The organism is Niastella sp. sgz303648, from assembly GCF_059587045.1.
This window is the reverse complement of the sequence record NZ_JCAPSW010000001.1, coordinates 662508-682378: the sequence shown is the minus strand read 5'-3', so window position 1 is coordinate 682378 and position 19871 is coordinate 662508. Positions and strand designations below refer to the sequence as shown.

The window sequence follows — 19871 nt, the reverse complement described above, 5'->3', positions numbered from 1 at the left end:
AAGCCTGAGTGGCGACCAACACGACCACGGCAGAGAAACCAGAATGATCTTTCTTTACGGACGTAGCTTGACGTTCGTGAGGATCGAGTCATGACATGGAAGCCTGAGTGGCGGTTAACAGACCACGGCAGAGAAACCTGAATGGTTCTTCCTTACGAATAGTATTCGCGTACTGAACCGGGTCATGACATGGAAACCTGAGTGGCGACATATTACCGACCACGGCAGAGAAACCAGAATGATACCCTTCTCCCCGCGTATACAATTATTGTTTGTGAAGAAACGGATCATGACATGGAAGCCTGAGTGGCGGTTAACCGGCCACGACAGAGAAACCAGAATGGTTCCTTTCTTCACCGGCAAACTGAGAACGTTCATGAAGACCGATTATGACATGGAAACCTGAGTGGCGATATATTACCGACCACGGCAGAGAAACCAGAATAATTCTCATCTGAATGAACGGCCCAGGAAATGTTCATAAACCTTCAAAACCATTACATGGAAACCTGGGTGGCGATTACGACCACAGCAGAGAAACCGGAATGGTTTTTATGAACACACTCTTTACCACTGTTCGTGAAGACTTGGATCATGACATGGAAGCCTGAGTGGCGATTACGTCCACGGCAGAGAAACCAGAATGGTTCTTCTTTACGAACTACGTTTTCAACTTATTTACATATTGTTTTTGATTTTATTGTTTCGTGCGTTACAAAGGTTCTTTGAAATGTAAGCATTGAAATGTAGCCATTAAAAAAAATCCTGAAAGGGTGGACTTTCTTTTGAGAGCGAGCCATCCCTTTTCAGGAATTATTTTTCACCATTATTCATTACCGTTTTTATAAAATCCGATCCCTGAACCTTAAATCCAAACACCCTTGAAAACCGTGGTTTGATATGTTCTGATTTGGCCTGATTAGCTAAACAAATTTTTTCGTATTGAACCTCTTATTTTTGTTCCTGTGAAAGAGACCATGATCTCCCAACAAAAGTTTTAACCGGGACAACCAGCAATGGTTTCCCGGTTACTATTTACAATAAACACAACGTATCTATAATACCCAAACGAATTCATCTCTAAACGGGGATGTAAACTTAAAAGTCGACGTCAATTTAACCTCTAATGGATAACGCAGTTTACCCTGCCGTAGTCCGGAGTACACACATCAGAGCAATTTTAAAATCCGTATTACTATGAGACTACGTCGACTTTTTTCTTTTTTTACTTCTTACTTTCCAGCCAATAAATAATGCCGTTAGCAGTATGCTGATTGCAGGTATCCAAATTACATACGGAGAAGATTTCTTTACTACCGGTTCTGTATTTCCGATTAAAATTAAATGCGCCCAGTAATCGGGTGTTTTATGCAGGGCATTGCTGTGCAGGTAATCTAATTTGGCCAGCCGCAATGCTTTTGATTTGGTATAACCTTTCTGCAGGTATACATGAAATTGTTGTAAAATGGCGCTGGTAGCTTCGTCATCGGCCTTCCATAAACTATTTACCACACTGGCGCAACCGGCATATGCAAAACCGCGTGTAAGGCTCAATACGCCCTCGCTGTTTACCAGCTGGCCATTGCCCGTTTCGCAGGCGCTGATGATAATAAGCTGTGTGGCATCCATATTCAGGCTATATAATTCCCCGAGGTACAATCCATCTTCGGCCGGTATTTGTGTTTGCGGATAAAAAGCAATAAAAGAAGCCGAAGGGTTAGCCGTATCTGCAATGGCATGCGTAGCTAAGTGCACAACAGGATAATGATTGATCTCCTTCAGAAATTGTTGTTTGGTAGCCTGTGTATTGATAAAATATTTTCCCGGTAATCCGGCAATTTCGCTGCCTGATGCACTCAGCTGGTTCATGAATTTGAACTCGTGATGCGGAAAGGGCATTCCTTTCTGAACAAAGGGTGCAAATGCCAGCACTGAATAGGAGGCGGAAGTATTTTTTTGCCCGGGCGTCGCTACTAAAAAACGCGATGCGAACTGATAACTGATCTCTGTTGTTTCGAGTAATGTTTTTGTGCCATCGCCGGCCGGTAACGATTCAAACGGCAGATAATACAAAATGCCATCCGGAATAAGGATCCATTCTTCTTTATCGCCAGCCAAAGCCTGAACCGGTTTTACCAGTTGCGGATATAATGCGGCAGCCCATAGATCGCCTTTGAACCTTCTGCCGCTTCCGGTGCTTTTTAAAGCAGTAAGCCAGTTAACGATCGTTTGCTGCAGGGCAGGGAAGGAGTCGATAGCCGTAAAACCGAAAGCCGACCGGGTAATAACAAATGCATACAATTTATCGGGCGTTGTATAAAAACTGATAACCGCCTGTTGCCTGTTTATATGCTCTCTTATTTCCTGAATACGAGGATACGATTCGCTGTATTTGAGTTTGTAATAAGAACTGTTCTGTTCAATTTTATTCTGTATCTGCGACAATTGTATTTCAAATATGGCTTTTTCTTTGGCAATAGCTTCGAGTGAGATACTATCCTGCGTTTGATCGCTTTTTATGCTCAGGCGGGCAAGGTTGTATTTAATGTTTCTTTCCTGTTGTATCAATGCAGGATCAATACCGGGTATTTTTTGAAAAGCTTTTTCCCGTACCCCTGCGTACATTACCGAAGCTTTGTTTCTTTCGCCTGTTATAAATGCCTGTTCAAGATAGCCCGCATTTGGGTGCATACTATGCAGTTGCATGCATACCGAAAAAGCATGCTGGAAGGCCTGCTGGCTGTTATTCTTTAAAAACAGTTTGGCGTCGTCTGTTTCATAGCTTTTTTCGATATAACGTAACAGGCTGATGGCGCTGTTATAGGTCGATAAAGCCGCCTGCAGGTAAGATTCTTTTTTTCGAAGCTGGTACAGCTGCTCAAATGTTTGCCCCTTCGTAAATAAAGCTCTGTATAAGTGGAAGGATGTAAAAGTTCCGATAAAATTGTCAGGGTTCGTATGTGCATCGATGCTGTTAAAGTGACTGCTGAATGCAATAATTGCCTTTTGCAGGGTATTTAATGCTGCGTCCTGTTGGTGTTGTTCGATCAACAGGAGCGACCAGTATAAATCATTAATGCCGTTGTATATTCTGTTTGCTGCGAACTTATTTTGTTGGGCCCATTCGGTAAACCGGTTGAGGTAATATTGGGCAGAATCAAAGTGCTTCAGTTGCAGATGCACATAAGCGAGTTGGTTAAATACAGAGGGGAATTCTTTTGCGTTCACCCTTCTGTAACAGGCAAGGGCCTGCTGATAATTTCCCCCTGCACTCCAGGCGGTGCCCATATTGTTAAATATAAAGCTGCTATACACGCCATGCGATTGTATTTTTTGATAAAGCGATAGCGACTGGTTATACAAACCCAGTTTGTGATAATCGGCAGCAATGTTTTGTTCGATACTAATGATGAATGAAGAATCAACCTGGCGCCGGCCTGAAATTATATGCAGGGCATGCGTTAAATAATTGATGCTTTGCAGGTAATTGCCATTTTCATGATACAACACGCCCAGGTCGTTAAATAATCTTTCTTTTTCAGATACACCCGGAAATCGTTGCGACAATGCTTCTGCCTGTAACAGATAATAGTTGGCCGAATCGAAATTGTTGATGCGGTAATACACCGAACCGGCGTGAAGCGATACCTCATACAATAATGAATCACTCCATTGGGGATTGATTGTTTTCAGATGATGCGCGTGCAAATAGGCTTCTTTCGATTCGGTATAACTGTTTTTTACTTCGAGCAGAATGCCTTTTTTGAGATATGAGAAAAATAATACCGTATCGGTAGTATTTGCCTGCTTTTCCAATTGATTGATTACCTGCTGAAAAATAATCAGGGCAATGCTGTCGGTAGCGTCGGTAGGATCGGAAAGATTGAATAACCGGTTGGCTTTTGCATACAAAGCCTGTATCTCTTTTGGCGTACCTGTGTTACGGGTATTGTACGACAGGCATACAAGCCAGCACACCGGCAAAAGCAATACATTCCATAATATAAAACGGGTTGTTGTCTTCACCATGAAGTACACATCAGGATTTGGCGAAGATACCTTGTTTATAACAGAATTGATTAGTTATGCAATACAATCAGCAACAATGGCGGACGGGGTTTGCCATTTACTATCCGGTAATTAAGAAAGTTTTGCCGTTTAATGGTTACTTCGTTTTGTAATGATGTCGGAACATCTGACAAATGCTCATAATATACCAGTTGTACCTGAATATGCTGTGGGGCCCTGGCGCTGGCATCATTCAGACGATACACAATGGTAACTAATTTACTGTCGCCGTTTTGTGGATTTGAACCAAAAGCGCCGTCAGCTATTGTTTTTTTCATGTTGATAATACCACTCACAGTTCGAACCTTTACGCCTTTGCCATTAGCTGCACCTCCATCGTCAAAATAACATTTGGTATTACCCTGGCCAAATGGGGGATAATCATCGTCATTACTGTTATCGCACACCGGCGGTGTTGCCGGATTGGCATTATAAATGGGGGTGGCCAGTGTATCGTTTTTGTCGAGCACATAAACACTGTCAATATATGTTACACCGGCAAGGATCAATGGACTAACGCAGGTATCCTGTGTGCCGGTTTTTATAAAGCCGATGTTATACCTTTCGCCGGTTTCACTTTGTGTAACATTAATTACACCGGTAGCCGAATCGATCACCAGTCCCTGGGGCCAGGCAATATATCTGCCGCCGACAGTATCATTTTTAGGCTTTATAGTATAATCGTTATTGGGGCCTTTATATTTTGTGTATATGATGCTGTCGCCGTAGTCGGGAGCAGCCGTACAACCCGGAGTAGTTTTTATGCGTACATTGCCGGTGTCGTTGTTTGGATCTGAAGGGTCTGTTTGTGGTGTATTTTTTGCTTTGCTGCACGCAAAAAATACGATCAGCAATCCTAACGACAGTGATAGAAGACTAATGCACAATTTGCTTTTCATGTAAGTTGCGGTTTTGGGGCAGGTAACCTGCCTGTTTTCCCTAATTTCAACGGATACTGATAAACAAATATTCGTTTTTTGATTAATAATCCACGAATATTTATATTGTTGCTATTTAGTCATTTGGAAGTCAGATATTTAAAATCCTGCTAAAATTAATGATAATTCTCGGATTATTAAAGGAGGGAAAAATACCTGTGGATAACCGGGTAGCCCTTACTCCCGACCAGTGTAAATGGATATTGGCCCATATACCCGGGGTGCAAATAGTGGCTCAAAGCTCGGCCGACCGCTGTTTTGCCGATAGCGAGTACGAAATGGCCGGGGTTGCGGTAAAAGAAGATATCAGTAACTGTGATATTTTATTGGGCATAAAAGAAGTGCCGGCTCAATGGCTGATACCCGGAAAAGTTTATCTTTTCTTTTCACATACCCGTAAAAAACAGCCTTATAACCAGGCATTATTCCACACTATTATACATAAAAACATCACTCTCATTGACTACGAATGCCTTGAACACGAGGATGGCCAGCGTATTCTTGGTTTTGGCTTTTTTGCAGGGGTGGTAGGCGCTCACAACGGCATGATGGCCTATGGCAACCGAACCGGTTTATACCAGCTCGAAAGGGTGTATAAACAGGCCAGTTTTACCAAACTGATTCATACCTATTTCGGACTTCGGCTTCCCAACGTAAAAATTGCGGTTACCGGCAGCGGCAGGGTGGCGCATGGCATTCTGGAGATCATGAATTTGCTGGGTGTGGTTGAAGTAGAGCCTGATGAATATCTGCAAAGAAAATTTACCTATCCCGTTTATACACAGCTGAAAGGTCCCGATTTGTATAAAAACAAAACCACCGGCCTGTACAATCGCGAAGAATTTCATGCTAACCCCGAGGCTTATGCTTGTACATTTTTACCCTATGCCCTGCAAACAGATGTACTTATGAACGGCATATTCTGGACCGATGCCGTTCCGCGCCTGTTCGAAAAAAGCGATATAACCGGCGACTTTGGCATTCGAACCATTGCCGATATAACCGATGATGCCAACGGATCGGTACCCATTAACCTGGGCGATCAAACCATTGAAAACCCTGTTTATGGGGTTGACAGAATTACCTTTCAAAAAACAGCGCCTTATTTACCGGGCAGCATCGATATAATAGCTGTTGGCAATCTGCCCAACGAATTGCCACGCGACGCCAGCCGGTATTTTGGCGAACAGCTTATAAAATATGTATTGGAAGACCTTGTAAAAAACACACCCTCTGCCGTTATAGAACGGGCCACCATGGTAAAGCAGGGGCGTTTAACCGAACGGTATAGTTATATGAAGGATTACGCCTTTCTTTGAGCTAATTTCATTTGCTTTATATGAAACAATGGGAATAAGACAATATACTGGATGGCGATCACCATACCTATAAGCCACACTATAATAATATCAGGATTGGAAAAGGCCGGTACTTTATTGTACATCAGCATCAGATAACTGAGATAGCCCGCTACCGAAAGTGCCAGCGTTACATAATAGCCCGAAACAGCATTGGCATACCAAAGGAAAAGTATTGAACCGCCCACCCAAAAATACCATGATTCAGTTGAAGGAGGCCGCATACCCGGTTTAATCACCTGCGCCAGAAACCCGAACAACAAAATGACCCCAATGATCTTTTTACGACTCTGGTACATACTGTTATGATATTTGAACCAGGTATAATTTTCATCAACTTTATTATTTTCATCGGCCGCCAGCGCGAAAATCAGAAACACGACCAAACCAACTATAGGAATATTTATAATCCAGTATAACCAGGAGATCTTTTGCCGCACCAGCACAAAGTACTCAACCAAAAATTTCCGGTATAACAATATAACAAACAGCAGGCTTATGAGTCCGCAGGTTATCGTAAGAAAAATAGTAACCGGCGATTGATTGATAAAGTGCGTGATGTTATTATCATTATTAAATACGCTATACGGATATATAAACAGGCCGATAACCAGCATACTGATGATAAGTCTGTAAATATAAAACAATGAAAGGGCGTTTAGTTTTGTATACCGGAAAGATAAATCGAGCCTTAGGGTTTTTTTAGCCAGGCCCTGAATAGCCATGTTGTAACATTCGCCCAATAAAATAAATGCAAGAACAGAAATTGCTAATTTGAAACCATATAAAAAAACATTGAATTGCTGCGGAGGTATATCGGAATGGCTCACTCCGGAAAACTTTTCTGTTTGGTAATTCGACTGATACTGATTATGCGGAATATCCCCAACGTTTCCTCCGGCTATAAATATGGTGATTACATATACAAATATGAAAAAGAATAAAAAATAACGGATTTCACTAAATTTTTTAAAGCATAACGCCCCAAAACCCAAAGCCGGTAGAAAATAATAGTTTCGAAATGGCCGCAATAACTCAGTCAGCCACAGGGCTTGTTGATGAAATGGGGGGATGGATGTAAAATAGTCAAGTACAATCAATACCATTGCAAATCCAAATGCAATGGCGGCTTCTTTTCTTTTATTCAGCGCCCATCCGATGGCGAACCACAAAGTCACACACTCAAGCGTTTCCACAAGCCCGTTAAGCAGCAATGTGTTTTTAACCTCGCTGTTGTGGTTAAAGCTGTTTTCGAAAATGGTAGCATATACAAAGCCCAATACAATATTTACAGCCAGTACAATGGGAACAAATTTTACATAACGGTTCCGGATATCACTCATAGTGCAGGGTTTTCAATACAAAATAAGCATAACTCCTTAAACTTGGAACTCAGAATTTAAAACTTCTAACTCAACGGGTCTTTCATGCGCCACTTTCATTTTATATAAATGGAATACAGGAAACGAGATGGTATATTGTACTACAATAGCCATCCATAAAACGAGGTAATGCAAAAAACACAAACAATAATTTGCCAGCTCTGATGTACCCGTAAATAGAAAAATACACATATTGATGCCTGTGATAATAATGGCAGCGCTTATGACCAGCGGAATAGCCTGCAGATAGCGAGTAATAGGGTTAAAATATATTGGGAACTTATTCACCATTGACCATTGACCATTCACCATTCACCTCACAAATACAGATAATACTCCTTCATCAACTCAACAAAGTCTTCGGTATAGGAACCATCTTCTTTCTGTATCACCAGATCGAAGGAGGGGGCAAAATCTTCATGGCTCCGGCTGTAATGCAATATGGCCCTGAAATACGAATGCCGCTGACTTTGTTTGATGAATAGTTTTTCGGTAAGATAAAAATTTTGCATCGAAGCCAGCTTGTCGAAATACTCCCACCGGTGATAAGGTAGTAAAATACCAAAAGCACCATGCGGCTGCAGGTTGTTGCTGATTACAGTGATCAGTTCGTCGAGCGTTAATGATTTACTGTGTTTGGCTACCTGTTGTCGATCGTCTTCCGACAGCAGGTCATCTTCAAAAAAAGGCGGATTGGTAATTATAAAATCATACTTCAGTGGAAATACAAAGGTGCGGGCATCGCCGGGAAAAATCTTTAGTCGCTCTTTCCATTTATTCTGACTGATATTTTCTTTCCCTTGTTTGTACGAAGCAAGGTCAATTTCAATACCATGTATCTCTGCCTGCGAGCGTTGGGCCAGCATCAACATCTGTAATCCCGTTCCGCTGCCGATATCGAGCACAGTGGTATAGTCAGGTATCTTGGCCGAAAACCAGGCGCCCAATATACAGGCATCGGTACATACCTTCATGGCACACTGGTCCTGGTGAATGGTGAATTGCTTGAACTTAAAGTAAGGGTTTGGCATGCAGGAATTGTGAGATTGCAATATAACTTAAATGGTTTGAAGTTTGTGGTTTGTAGTTGCTGCCGCGATGTGGATTCCCTGAGTATATGCAACAGCCTGATTAAGCCGCGGGATGCCAAAAGAAAAAAGGAATGCCCGATTTAAAGAACCACAAACCAGAAACTTAACTGCTACCATTCTGCACGGGCCGTAGGGCTCACACTCATATCAGCAAATTCGCCCTGCTGGTATTTGTAATAACCGGTAATAGCAATCATGGCGGCATTATCGGTACAATATTGAAATGCGGGAATAAAAGTTTGCCAGTTGTATTGCTGCCCCATTTCGGTAAGGCCATTGCGCAAACCACTGTTGGCCGATACACCACCGGCAATGCAAATGTTTTTGATGCCCGTTTGAATCGAAGCTGTTTTGACCTTGTTAAGCAAAATTGAAACAATGCGGTGTTGAATAGAAGCGCAGATATCGGCGAGGTTATCTTCAATAAACCGGCTGTTACCGGCTGTATTTTCCTGCAGAAAATAAAGAATAGCAGTTTTTAAGCCGCTGAAACTAAAGTTCAATCCAGGTATTTGCGGCTCAGGGAATTTAAAGCGTTTGGGGTTTCCCTGTTTGGCATATTTATCAATGAGCGGACCGCCGGGATAGGGCAGGCCAAGCAATTTGGCCGATTTATCAAAGGCTTCACCTGCCGCATCGTCCATCGTTTCGCCGATCACTTTCAGCGAGTGAGGCGATTCGCATAAAACGATCTGCGTATGGCCGCCGCTTACCGTTAAGCATAAGAACGGAAAAGCTGGTTTGGGATCTTCGATGAGATTGGCCAGCACATGCGCCTGCATATGGTGCACAGCTATTAAAGGAACATTCAGGGCGAGTGATAATGATTTGGCAAATTGTGCGCCTACCAGCAGCGAACCGATTAATCCGGGCGCCTGGGTGAATGCAATCGCATTTACTGTTTTCAACAGGTCCTGAGCGTCCCGATCGCTATCGGGAGAAGGATTGGCTTTTTGCAGCGCGGCATGTACAACGGGTACAATATTTTGCATATGTGCCCTTGATGCCAGTTCCGGCACTACGCCGCCATATTGTTCGTGTATGGTTTGATTGGCGATATAGTTCGAAAGAATGATGCCATCGCGACAAACGGCTGCTGCAGTTTCATCGCACGAAGATTCAATTGCTAATATGGTTATGCTCACGCCGCAAATGTAATACAGTTTCCTGTTTCTAGTTACCAGTTACCGGATACAGGAAACTGGTAACCGGTAACAATTTACTTGCTTCTTATCGCTACCACCGGATCCATTTTCGCGGCAATCGATGCCGGAATGATGCCCGCCAATACACCAACGATTACGCAAATGGAAATGGCCAGCACCAATATTTTGGGTGCAACAAAAACGGTAAAACCAAAAATGGCAGATGAGGCAAAAGTTAATATGAATACAATGATCAAACCCAGTAAACCGCCCATAATGCACAGGAAGGTCGATTCGAGCAAAAATTCAGTAAGAATTACAGACCGTTTGGCGCCGATGGCTTTTTTCAATCCTATTTGCGATGTGCGTTCACGAACGGTAACAAACATAATATTGGCCACTCCAAACATACCAACAACAAGCGACAAGGAAGCAATAAACCAACCCCCTTTATTAATACCACCAAAAATTTCGCTTGCAAAACTGCTGAAGGCATCGATGTCGTTCAGTGCAAAATCATCTTCCTGGGTAGGTTTTAATTTGCGAATAGAACGCATGGCGCCGGCAAGTTCATCGCGCAGCTGCGCCATGGGCACCGATTCTTTACCCTGCACCATAATAATAGGGCTGCTGTTTTTTTCGCGCACCATCTCTTTCATAAAACCCAGCGGCATCAGTATGCTGTTGTCGTATTCCCAGCCACCTACAAAGCTTTTGCCCTGTTTTTTTATCAACCCTACTATCAGCGCCCGTTTGCCCGATTTAAGCACCACGTTTTTACCTATCGCTTTTTCGGCTTTGCCAAATAAGGTTTCGGCAATGGTATAACCCATTACTATTACGTTCGATGCATAATCGTAATCGGCCGGCTGCAGGTAACGGCCAACCTCAATATCTACCGGTTGAATATTTACAAAATCTTCCGTAATACCGTAGTAGTTTACGCTGTTTACCACATCTTCTTCAAAACCTACATAGCTGTTGGTATTAATATTGAAAGCTACATTGGCTGCTGCGGGAACTTTTTGTTTCAGCAACAACATTTCTTCGTAAGCGGGAGAAGGGCGTTTTACATATCGCCACCAGGGATAATCAGGACCACCGGCATACACCCATTTATCGATGTATACGGTATTTGTTCCAAGGGCTTTAATATCTTTTTGAACCTGGAATTCAAGACTGTCTACCGTTGCCAGTACACTGATAATGCAAAAAATACCGAATGCTACGCCCGAAAGCGAAAGCAGGGTGCGTATTTTGTGCGATTTAAATTCCTGCCAGGTTAAGTTAAGGCTGCTTCCCAGTATTTCAAGAACACGGCGCATATTTCAAAAGTAATATTATAAACAACCTGTTGAACCATTTGATGGTTAAATGGCTGAATAATTAGTTTGATGGTTGTTCCGGTTAACTATCGGAATGTTAGTCTGAAAGGCAGGTAAAATGTTACATCTTTTAGTGGCCGGATTTATTATGACCTAACATTATTTAAAATTCAAATCTTTCCACTTCCTGATCATTCAATACATGATTAATAAATGCACTATGGTTCTTTTTTGAACCCTCAGCTTCCCACATGCTGCAGATTGTGTTCTGGTTGCGGTATTGAGTGCCTCTTCTGAAAGTAAGATGATATTGTTTCAGGAGTGTTTCATAGTCTTCGAGAATATGATCGTGGTAGGGACGAACAATTTTATAGGTATGCACGCGGTTGAATTTGCCTATCCAATCTTCAATAGCCGTAAAGGCATATAAAATCCCCACCAATATGATACACCCGGCCAGCGCTAAATACTGATGACCTGCGCCCACACCCATGCCCAGGGCTGCTGTTAGCCAAATGGTAGCGGCGGTGGTAACGCCGTTGATGCCAGTTCCGCCCATGAAAATCACGCCGGCGCCAACAAAACCGATACCGGTTACAATATTCGAGGCAATACGGTCGGGCGAGGTGTGTTCGCCGATTTCCATTGAGAATATGGTAAACAATGTAGAACCGAGGCAAATGAGCATTAGAGTACGTAAGCCGGCCGATTTGTTGTGGTATTCCCTTTCGGCTCCAATAATACCGCCGATCAAAACCGAGATACACAGTTTAATGGCAATGTCCCATACCGGTGTCATAGTTTATATTTATCGTTCTGAGTTAATGTGTTTTATGTTCTAAGTTAATTATAAAGTTGGATGATAATTGAATTCATAACTAAGAACTTAAAACTCAGAACTTCTGTATCTTGGGGCCATGTTTACTATCGAGAACCAACAGATCAAAGCCGTTATCAACGCCAAAGGAGCCGAGCTTACTCAGCTATTTCACAAAGAGCACAACCTCGATTATATGTGGAATGGTGATCCGGCTTTTTGGGCAAAGCATTCACCGGTACTGTTTCCTATTGTAGGCACGCTGAAGGCGAATACCTATTTTTATAAGGGGAGTTCGTACCAGTTGCCACGACATGGTTTTGCACGCGATAAACAATTTGCGGTAGAAGAACAAACAGCCGATACCATTACTTTTTTGCTGCGCGATGATGCCGAAACAAAGCAGGTATATCCTTTTACATTTGAGTTTCGCATACGGTATACATTGTATGAAAATTCGCTGGCTGTTACCTACAAAGTTACGAACAACGGTAAAGACAATATGTTTTTTTCGGTAGGTGCTCATCCGGCCTTTGCCATACCCCTGGTAAAAGACACGGCCTATACCGATTATTACCTGCAGTTCGATCAATCTGAAACAGCACCCCGCTGGCCTATTTCGAATGATGGTTTAATTGAAACAACACCGCTTCCTTTATTGCAGCAGTCGAACAGGCTGCCTTTGTCGAAAGAGTTGTTTCAGAAAGATGCGCTGGTAATGAAGGGGCTTAGTTCATCCATAATTACTTTGAAGTCTGATAAAACCAAACATGGCTTCCGGTTCGACTTCCCCGGATTTCCTTTTCTGGGTATATGGGCGGCAAAGAATGCCGATTTTGTTTGTATCGAGCCCTGGTGTGGCATTGCCGATGGGGTAGAAGCCAGTCAGCAACTGGAAGATAAGGAAGGGATCAATAAGCTAACCTCCTGCGAGGCATTTACAAGAACGTGGACGGTTACGTTGTTTTGAGGTGTATATAATATATCCTTCGCCAGGAACAAGCAAACCCTAAAAAGTACCTGTGTATGAGCTCCTAATGAAAAATTTATTGATTAAAACAAGCGTTTTGCCTGATTTTTCAGCTATGAAATACACTAAATGACTTTATGTTCGTAGCTCAAAACACTTCCCCAATCCCTTCCTAAACCGTACCTTTGCGCGGCTAAAAGTCATAAAGAGGAGCAGCCTCCCTTTACGGAGCAGTTTATCCTTTACGACAGGCACATTGAACAATGAAGTACAATAACGAAATCAGTAAACGCCGAACGTTCGCTATCATTTCGCACCCCGATGCCGGTAAAACAACGCTTACCGAAAAATTCCTGCTGTTCGGGGGCGCCATTCAAACGGCCGGAGCGGTAAAAAGCAATAAGATCAAAAAGCACGCTACCAGCGACTTTATGGAAATTGAGCGGCAGAGAGGTATCTCGGTAGCTACGTCGGTAATGAGCTTTGAGTATAAAAATATTTTGATCAACCTGCTCGATACACCCGGTCACAAAGACTTTGCCGAAGACACCTATCGTACCCTTACGGCGGTCGACAGTGTAATTCTGGTGATCGACAGCGTAAACGGGGTAGAGGAACAAACCCGTCGCCTGATGGAAGTTTGCCGCATGCGCGATACCCCGGTGATCGTTTTCATCAATAAAATGGACCGCGACGGTAAGAACCGTTTCGATCTGCTCGAAGAAATAGAAAAAGAACTGAGTATATCCCTGCATCCCATGACCTTGCCCATCAACAGCGGTAAGGATTTTAAAGGGGTGTACAATCTGCACGATAAAAACCTGTTGCTGTTCACGGCCAATACCAAGGCAACCGATGAAGATGCGGTGCAGATATCTGACCTCGACAGTGCGCTGCTCGATGAAAAGCTGGGCGAAAAAGATGCCGCCATTCTGCGGGAAGATGTGGAACTGGTTGCCGGCGTATATGGCGATTTGCCTGTGCAGGATTATCTGAACGGAAAAGTAGCGCCGGTGTTTTTCGGCAGCGCCATCAACAACTTTGGAGTAAAGGAAATGCTCGATACATTTATCCGCATTGCCCCCATTCCGCGTCCGCGCCCAACCACCATCCGCGATATTTCGCCGCAGGATGATAAATTCTCGGGTTTTATTTTTAAGATACATGCCAACCTCGACCCCAAACACCGTGACCGGATTGCGTTTTTACGGGTTTGCTCGGGCCGTTTTGAACGAAATAAATATTTTCACCATGTGCGGCTCGATAAGGATGTGCGTTTCAGCAATCCATATACCTTTATGGCCCGCGATAAAGATGTTATTGAAGAAGCCTTTCCCGGCGATGTGGTAGGTTTATTCGATACAGGCAATTTTAAAATTGGCGATACCCTAACCGAGGGCGATAACTTTTATTTTACCGGCATTCCTTCGTTTTCACCTGAAATATTTAAAGAGGTGATCAATAAAGACCCAATGAAAACCAAGCAGTTGGAAAAAGGATTGTTGCAGCTTACCGACGAAGGTGTAGCCCAGTTGTTTACTCAGTTTGGCGGTAATAAAAAGATCATCGGCTGTGTGGGCGACCTGCAGTTTGAAGTAATTCAGTACCGTTTGCTGCAGGAATATGGCGCCAGTTGCGAATTCAGGGCAATGCCGTATTACAAGGCCTGCTGGATAACCAGTAACGATCCCAGAAAACTGGATGATTTTACGCGCTTTAAATCGAATAACATCGCTACCGATAAAGACGGCCACCTGGTTTACCTGGCGCAAAGCGAATGGTTCCTGAATACCGAGCGAACCAATAATCCTGAAATTGAGTTCCACTTTACGAGTGAGATACATAAAGAGGCAGTGTGAGATGAAGTAATAAGTAGTAAGTTGTAAGTAATAAGTAAGATATTGATAATGAGCTTTTAGTGGCTTAAGTTGTTAATAAAAAGGAAGATAGCTGTAAGGCTATCTTTTCTTTTTATATAGAAACTAACCAAAAACTCAGAACTTAGAACTGAAGAACAAAGAACTTAAGTTATGATCGTTTTTGAAACAGACCGGTTATATATTCGTCGATATACAAAGCAGGATGAAGAAAACTTTTTTCTGCTGAATGGCGACCCTGAAATCATGCGCTATATACGAGCGCCTAAAAGCCGGGCAGAGTGTGCCGTGTTCCTTGCCCGAAACCTTACTTTTTATGAACAATACCCTTTAATGGGCCGCTGGGCCACGCTGGATAAGAAAACCAACGAATTTGTCGGCTCTTTTGCCGTTATTCCGGTTGAGCCCTACGAAAACCAGCCACATCCCGAAATTCAGATAGGTTATGCCCTGTTAAAACAATACTGGGGCAAAGGATATGCCACTGAGTCAACCCTCGGAGGCCTTCGGTATGCATTTGATGTAATGAAGCTGCCCCGCGTAGTTGCCATAACCGAAATGGCAAACATGGCTTCGCAAAAGGTATTGTTGCGATGCGGGTTTAATCAACAACCTAACATCAGGCAGGCTAATGTTGAGCTGTGTTTTTTTTCGACCCAAAATCCAAATGCCATCGAAACAGAACGGCTGCTCCTGTTTCCGCTTACACACCAGCAATTGAATTTATATCTTCAAACCAATAATAAACTCGAAGATGTTTTAGGGCTTGCCCATACCGGCCGCACCATTGCCCCGCAGGTACAGGAAAGGGTGAGTAAGTTTACGGTGCCAAAAATGAAAACAGCTAACGGCAATGATTACATTTTTTATACTTTCTGGCTGGTAGTTGATAAGCAAAGCAAAACTATAGTAGCCGAAATGGGGTTTAAAGGTCCGCCGGCAAATGGGGGCAGTGTTGAAATCGGTTATGGCACCATGCCTGCCATGCAGGGCAAAGGTTATATGACCGAAGCGGTGAAAGGCTTGTTGCAATGGACAGCCCGCCGGCCCGATATAAAATTCGTACTGGCCGAAACCCATCAGTCAAATGCCGCGTCTATTCGCGTTGTGCAAAAGAACGGCTTTGATCAGTTTGATAAAAGGGGAGAGATGCTGTGGTGGAAATACCAAAAACCAATGTGATAATATGCTAATGACATAATTAGCTAATGAAAAACCTTGTATTCATTAGCTAATTAGCAAATTATCAAATTAGCTAATTGCTTAAAACTCCGGATTCACCCCCGTATAATTCTGCGGCGTGATGTTTTTCAATTCTTTCTTTATGTCGGCTGAAACTTTTAAACCATCGATGAACTGATGAATGGTTTGCTGGTTGATGCCATTTTTTCCGCGTGTTAATTCTTTCAAAGCCTCGTAAGGTTGCGGGTAATTTTCGCGGCGTAAAATGGTTTGGATGCCTTCGGTTACAACAGCCCAGTTATCTTCGAGGTCGGTGTTAATGGCAGCGGTGTTAAGCACCAGTTTACTCAGTCCTTTTTCGATTGATTTTAAGGCGAGAATAATATGTGCAAACGGAACGCCGATATTGCGCAATACGGTTGAATCGGTGAGGTCGCGTTGCAAACGGCTTACCGGTAATTTGGCGGCCAGGTGCTCGAGCAGGGCGCTGGCGATACCCAGATTACCCTCGGCATTTTCAAAATCAATGGGATTTACCTTGTGCGGCATGGCGCTGGAGCCTACTTCGTTCTTCAACGTGCGCTGCTTGAAATAATCCATCGAAATGTAGGTCCATATATCGCGACAAAGATCTATTAAGATATTATTGATGCGTTTCATGGCATCAAAATGGGCCGCCAGGTTATCGTAGTGCTCAATTTGGGTGGTGAATTGCTGGCGCGTTAAACCCAGTACCCCTTCCACAAACTCATTACCCAGTTGAACCCAGTCTTTTCCCGGAAATGCTACGGCATGGGCATTAAAGTTACCGGTAGCGCCGCCAAATTTGGCGGTCACGGATACCTGAATAATCTGTTCAACCTGATTGCCTATCCGCTCAACAAACACCATAATCTCTTTGCCCAGGCGGGTAGGACTGGCCGGTTGACCGTGTGTATGGGCCAGCATGGGAACATCTTTCCAGTCGGTAGCCAGTATTTCGAGCTGGCGGTTAAAGTTCAGTACGGCGGGCAGGTATTCAAATTCAATAGCATGCTTCCACGACAGCGGAATGGCGGTATTGTTGATGTCCTGCGAAGTGAGGCCGAAATGCACCCACTCCTGTATTTCACCGGCATTGGCAGCCGTTAATTTTTCTTTCAGAAAATATTCAACCGCTTTTACATCGTGGTTGGTGATCTTTTCGGTGTCTTTGATTTTTTGGGCGTCTTCAACCGAAAAGTTTTCTACAATATTCTGCAGGGCCGTTTTAACGTCGGCCGACAGGGTAAAAAACTTTTTGTCTGCCAGAAACCGCACATATTCCACCTCTACCAGAACGCGGTATTTAATAAGCGCAAATTCTGAAAAATAATCATCTAAATGCTGAACCTGGTGGCGGTAGCGTCCGTCAACAGGCGAAATGGCCGTAAGTGCGTTTAGTTCCATGAACAATTGTTGTTTATTAGGGCTCGTCGTGTACCTTTGTCGCCGCAAAATTAAATCAATTGGATAAGATTAAGGTTGGAATTGTTAATTATCTCAATACAAAGCCTTTAGTGTATGGTATTCAGCATTCGCCGGTAAGCGACCGCTTAATACTTATTGAAGATTATCCGTCGAATATTGCCCGTTTATTGCTCGACGGGTCGATTGATGTGGGCCTGGTACCTGTGGCGGTGATCCCTCATTTGCGCGAATATCATATTGTAACTGATTATTGCATTGGTTGTACCGGGCCGGTGGCCTCGGTAGCGCTGTTTAGCGAAGTGCCGGTGAACCAGGTTGAGCAGGTATTGCTCGATTACCAGAGTCGCACCTCGGTAGCGCTGGCAAAAATATTAATGCGTGAATACTGGCAAATTCAACCTACGGTTACAGATACAAAATCAGATTACCGTTCAAAAATAAAAGGCACCACCGCTGGTTTGGTTATCGGCGACCGGGCGCTGGAGCAACGAAAAGTGTCGCCTTATATATATGATCTTGGCGAAGCCTGGAAAGATTTCACCGGTTTGCCTTTTGTATTCGCTGCCTGGGTAAGCAATAAACCACTGCCTGCAAATTTTATAAGTGAATTTAATGCAGCCAATAAGCTGGGGCTTGAAAATATTGAAACGGTAGTGGCTGAAAATCCTTACCCCATTTTCGATTTGCACAGCTATTATACCGAACATATCAGTTATGAGCTCACTGCCGAAAAGAGGAAGGGGCTTGAGAAGTTTTTATCGTTATTAAATGCCCCGGTTAAGTTGTAAGTTTTAAGTTATAAGTCCTTGCTTCGCGCAAAGTCACGGTGATACAACGCACTATTTTATATTAAAACATAATTATGTACCCGGCTTTTGTGCTGCTATGAAACTTCTGTTACGTCGCACACTTCGGCTTTTAGTACACTAACCGGCCTGGCGCCTGTACTTATAACTTAATACTTATTACTTAAAACTCACTTTTCATCCTGTATACAATACAATCCCGCTTTACAGGCATTTTCACTGATCATCGCTGCTTTCTTTTTATCGGGATGGTAGTAGTCGTACGTTTGTGCGCGCATACTATAGCGTTCAAAACCGGCTTTTCCAAACTGGTAATTATCAGCATATGCTTTTAAAAGAATCAACGCCAGTACAATGATGGCCGGCAACTGCCATTTTTTGTTTTTGATTTTCATGTAAACAAAAAACGATATAGAAGCAATTACCAACTGGGGATACATCAGGTACCTGCTGGATTGAAACTGGGCATTGATAATATTACTTCTGAAAATGCTGATGGTGCTCATCGTGGCCAGCACAAAACCCAATATACATACTACTGCTGCAAAGGTTGGATCTACAAACACTTTTTTGTATGGAAAAGCAAGCGCTAATGCCGCCAGTACCAGTACTCCGAATATCATGGCATTGTCGAAACTGAAATAAGCGCCGGCCATTTTTATAAAATAGGGGATGGCTATATCGGCTACAAACGGCCCGGAATGATAAGGACTGGGAGCGGGTTTTATATAGTGCAAAAAATAAAGCGGCGTGCATACCAGCATGGTTGCTGCTGCAGTAATTATTTTGAGCTTGTCTTTATTCAATATCGCAAAAAGAATAATAAATACTGAGGCTACGTTTCCGTTACCGCTCGAAAAAATACACAGGAAATGAAAGAAAACAGCCGGTATTAAGAATTTTTTATTTTCAAGACTGTAAAAGAACAGCGATACAAAAAACAACATTATAACACCGTAGTTCTGCATGCCATACATGGCAATAACACCATTTTCGTAGGTGTTCAGATCAAATATGCACATGCCCCATATGAATGCCAGAATGCCCCAGTATTTTCCGCCGATGGTTTTGCGCATGAAATAAACCGATACAAGAAAAATGACCAGCAACTGCAGATCGGCAATAAAAATGATATTCTTAAAATTTACATTTCCAAACAGGGAATAATAGGTAACATATACAATGCGCGACAACAGCAACCGGTGTTCGGCATGCTGGCTGAACATCAGGCCGAGCTTTTGGCCAAAGGAGGCCGATTTAAAATCCATCAAAAACTGAAGAATGGCCTCGTAGTCGTCCATGATAGGAATATTCACCACGTGCTGGCTCATCACGCTGTAATACAGCAGCGCCGGAATAAATATCCAGGCATTGATCAGCCAGGATGAAAGGGCCGGACTTTTCGTCGCAGTCAGTGTTTCAAGGGGCTTTTTTTCTTCTGTTTTAACCGGTTTTTTCATGAA

Annotated in this window: 15 protein-coding genes; 6 read left to right on the top strand and 9 right to left on the bottom strand. The window is 43.2% G+C overall.

Going from position 1 to position 19871, the window contains the following annotated elements:
- The first annotated feature begins 184 nt into the window (after positions 1–184).
- Positions 185–406, top strand: a complete 222-nt coding sequence (locus AC59IL_RS02395) for a hypothetical protein (RefSeq protein WP_496550473.1) — start codon at positions 185–187, stop codon at positions 404–406.
- Positions 407–1203: 797 nt separating this feature from the next.
- Here AC59IL_RS02395 and AC59IL_RS02390 read toward each other — a convergent pair.
- Together AC59IL_RS02390 and AC59IL_RS02385 are read right to left on the bottom strand one after the other, a co-directional pair.
- Positions 1204–4029 (bottom strand): CHAT domain-containing protein, encoded by a 2826-nt coding sequence (locus AC59IL_RS02390; RefSeq protein WP_496550472.1) that lies wholly within the window; start codon positions 4027–4029, stop codon positions 1204–1206.
- A gap of 50 nt (positions 4030–4079) precedes the next feature.
- Positions 4080–4967, bottom strand: a complete 888-nt coding sequence (locus AC59IL_RS02385) for a hypothetical protein (RefSeq protein WP_496550471.1) — start codon at positions 4965–4967, stop codon at positions 4080–4082.
- Positions 4968–5125: 158 nt separating this feature from the next.
- Between AC59IL_RS02385 and AC59IL_RS02380 the strand changes: the two genes are divergently transcribed.
- Positions 5126–6325: an NAD(P)-dependent oxidoreductase gene (locus AC59IL_RS02380; protein ID WP_496550470.1), complete on the top strand. Its 1200-nt coding sequence runs from the start codon at positions 5126–5128 to the stop codon at positions 6323–6325.
- Here AC59IL_RS02380 and AC59IL_RS02375 read toward each other — a convergent pair.
- The 5 genes from AC59IL_RS02375 to AC59IL_RS02355 all read right to left on the bottom strand — a co-directional run bounded on the left by AC59IL_RS02375 (position 6310) and on the right by AC59IL_RS02355 (position 12106).
- Positions 6310–7707 carry a hypothetical protein gene (locus AC59IL_RS02375; RefSeq protein WP_496550469.1) on the bottom strand — a complete coding sequence of 466 codons (1398 nt, stop codon included), beginning with the start codon at positions 7705–7707 and terminating at the stop codon, positions 6310–6312. The genes AC59IL_RS02380 and AC59IL_RS02375 overlap by 16 nt on opposite strands.
- A 356-nt stretch (positions 7708–8063) precedes the next feature.
- On the bottom strand, positions 8064–8777 hold the full coding sequence (locus AC59IL_RS02370) for a tRNA1(Val) (adenine(37)-N6)-methyltransferase (RefSeq protein WP_496550468.1): 714 nt from the start codon (positions 8775–8777) through the stop codon (positions 8064–8066).
- A 170-nt stretch (positions 8778–8947) separates the two neighbouring features.
- Positions 8948–9982 (bottom strand): tRNA (adenosine(37)-N6)-threonylcarbamoyltransferase complex transferase subunit TsaD, encoded by a 1035-nt coding sequence (gene tsaD / locus AC59IL_RS02365; protein ID WP_496550467.1) that lies wholly within the window; start codon positions 9980–9982, stop codon positions 8948–8950.
- Between the two features lie 74 nt (positions 9983–10056).
- Positions 10057–11307: an ABC transporter permease gene (locus AC59IL_RS02360; RefSeq protein ID WP_496550466.1), complete on the bottom strand. Its 1251-nt coding sequence runs from the start codon at positions 11305–11307 to the stop codon at positions 10057–10059.
- A gap of 163 nt (positions 11308–11470) precedes the next feature.
- Entirely contained in the window at positions 11471–12106 is a 636-nt protein-coding gene (locus AC59IL_RS02355) for an MgtC/SapB family protein (RefSeq protein ID WP_496550465.1), read from the bottom strand.
- A 118-nt stretch (positions 12107–12224) separates the two neighbouring features.
- Between AC59IL_RS02355 and AC59IL_RS02350 the strand changes: the two genes are divergently transcribed.
- The 3 genes from AC59IL_RS02350 (at position 12225) to AC59IL_RS02340 (ending at position 16153) form a co-directional block, all read left to right on the top strand.
- On the top strand, positions 12225–13094 hold the full coding sequence (locus tag AC59IL_RS02350) for an aldose 1-epimerase family protein (RefSeq protein WP_496550464.1): 870 nt from the start codon (positions 12225–12227) through the stop codon (positions 13092–13094).
- Positions 13095–13357: 263 nt separating this feature from the next.
- Positions 13358–14953, top strand: coding sequence for a peptide chain release factor 3 (locus AC59IL_RS02345; protein WP_496550463.1), 1596 nt, complete (start codon positions 13358–13360; stop codon positions 14951–14953).
- Between the two features lie 171 nt (positions 14954–15124).
- Positions 15125–16153: a GNAT family N-acetyltransferase gene (locus AC59IL_RS02340; protein WP_496550462.1), complete on the top strand. Its 1029-nt coding sequence runs from the start codon at positions 15125–15127 to the stop codon at positions 16151–16153.
- A gap of 81 nt (positions 16154–16234) precedes the next feature.
- Here AC59IL_RS02340 and purB read toward each other — a convergent pair whose 3' ends face one another.
- A complete protein-coding gene (gene purB / locus AC59IL_RS02335) occupies positions 16235–17581 on the bottom strand; it encodes an adenylosuccinate lyase (RefSeq protein WP_496550461.1) in 1347 nt (448 codons plus the stop codon).
- Positions 17582–17640: 59 nt separating this feature from the next.
- Here purB and AC59IL_RS02330 point away from each other — a divergent pair, with 59 nt between their 5' ends.
- Positions 17641–18390 (top strand): menaquinone biosynthetic enzyme MqnA/MqnD family protein, encoded by a 750-nt coding sequence (locus AC59IL_RS02330; RefSeq protein WP_496550460.1) that lies wholly within the window; start codon positions 17641–17643, stop codon positions 18388–18390.
- A 188-nt stretch (positions 18391–18578) separates the two neighbouring features.
- Here AC59IL_RS02330 and AC59IL_RS02325 read toward each other — a convergent pair whose 3' ends face one another.
- Positions 18579–19868, bottom strand: coding sequence for a hypothetical protein (locus AC59IL_RS02325; protein WP_496550459.1), 1290 nt, complete (start codon positions 19866–19868; stop codon positions 18579–18581).
- Positions 19869–19871 lie beyond the last annotated feature (3 nt).

Bases quoted from the DNA above. Each gene is read 5' to 3' on its own strand.
- AC59IL_RS02395 (WP_496550473.1), top strand. From the start codon at position 185: ATGACATGGAAACCTGAGTGGCGACATATTACCGACCACGGCAGAGAA.
- AC59IL_RS02390 (WP_496550472.1), bottom strand. From the start codon at position 4,029: ATGGTGAAGACAACAACCCGTTTTATATTATGGAATGTATTGCTTTTG.
- AC59IL_RS02385 (WP_496550471.1), bottom strand. From the start codon at position 4,967: ATGAAAAGCAAATTGTGCATTAGTCTTCTATCACTGTCGTTAGGATTG.
- AC59IL_RS02380 (WP_496550470.1), top strand. From the start codon at position 5,126: ATGATAATTCTCGGATTATTAAAGGAGGGAAAAATACCTGTGGATAAC.
- AC59IL_RS02375 (WP_496550469.1), bottom strand. From the start codon at position 7,707: ATGAGTGATATCCGGAACCGTTATGTAAAATTTGTTCCCATTGTACTG.
- AC59IL_RS02370 (WP_496550468.1), bottom strand. From the start codon at position 8,777: ATGCCAAACCCTTACTTTAAGTTCAAGCAATTCACCATTCACCAGGAC.
- AC59IL_RS02360 (WP_496550466.1), bottom strand. From the start codon at position 11,307: ATGCGCCGTGTTCTTGAAATACTGGGAAGCAGCCTTAACTTAACCTGG.
- AC59IL_RS02355 (WP_496550465.1), bottom strand. From the start codon at position 12,106: ATGACACCGGTATGGGACATTGCCATTAAACTGTGTATCTCGGTTTTG.
- AC59IL_RS02350 (WP_496550464.1), top strand. From the start codon at position 12,225: ATGTTTACTATCGAGAACCAACAGATCAAAGCCGTTATCAACGCCAAA.
- AC59IL_RS02345 (WP_496550463.1), top strand. From the start codon at position 13,358: ATGAAGTACAATAACGAAATCAGTAAACGCCGAACGTTCGCTATCATT.
- AC59IL_RS02340 (WP_496550462.1), top strand. From the start codon at position 15,125: ATGATCGTTTTTGAAACAGACCGGTTATATATTCGTCGATATACAAAG.
- purB (WP_496550461.1), bottom strand. From the start codon at position 17,581: ATGGAACTAAACGCACTTACGGCCATTTCGCCTGTTGACGGACGCTAC.
- AC59IL_RS02325 (WP_496550459.1), bottom strand. From the start codon at position 19,868: ATGAAAAAACCGGTTAAAACAGAAGAAAAAAAGCCCCTTGAAACACTG.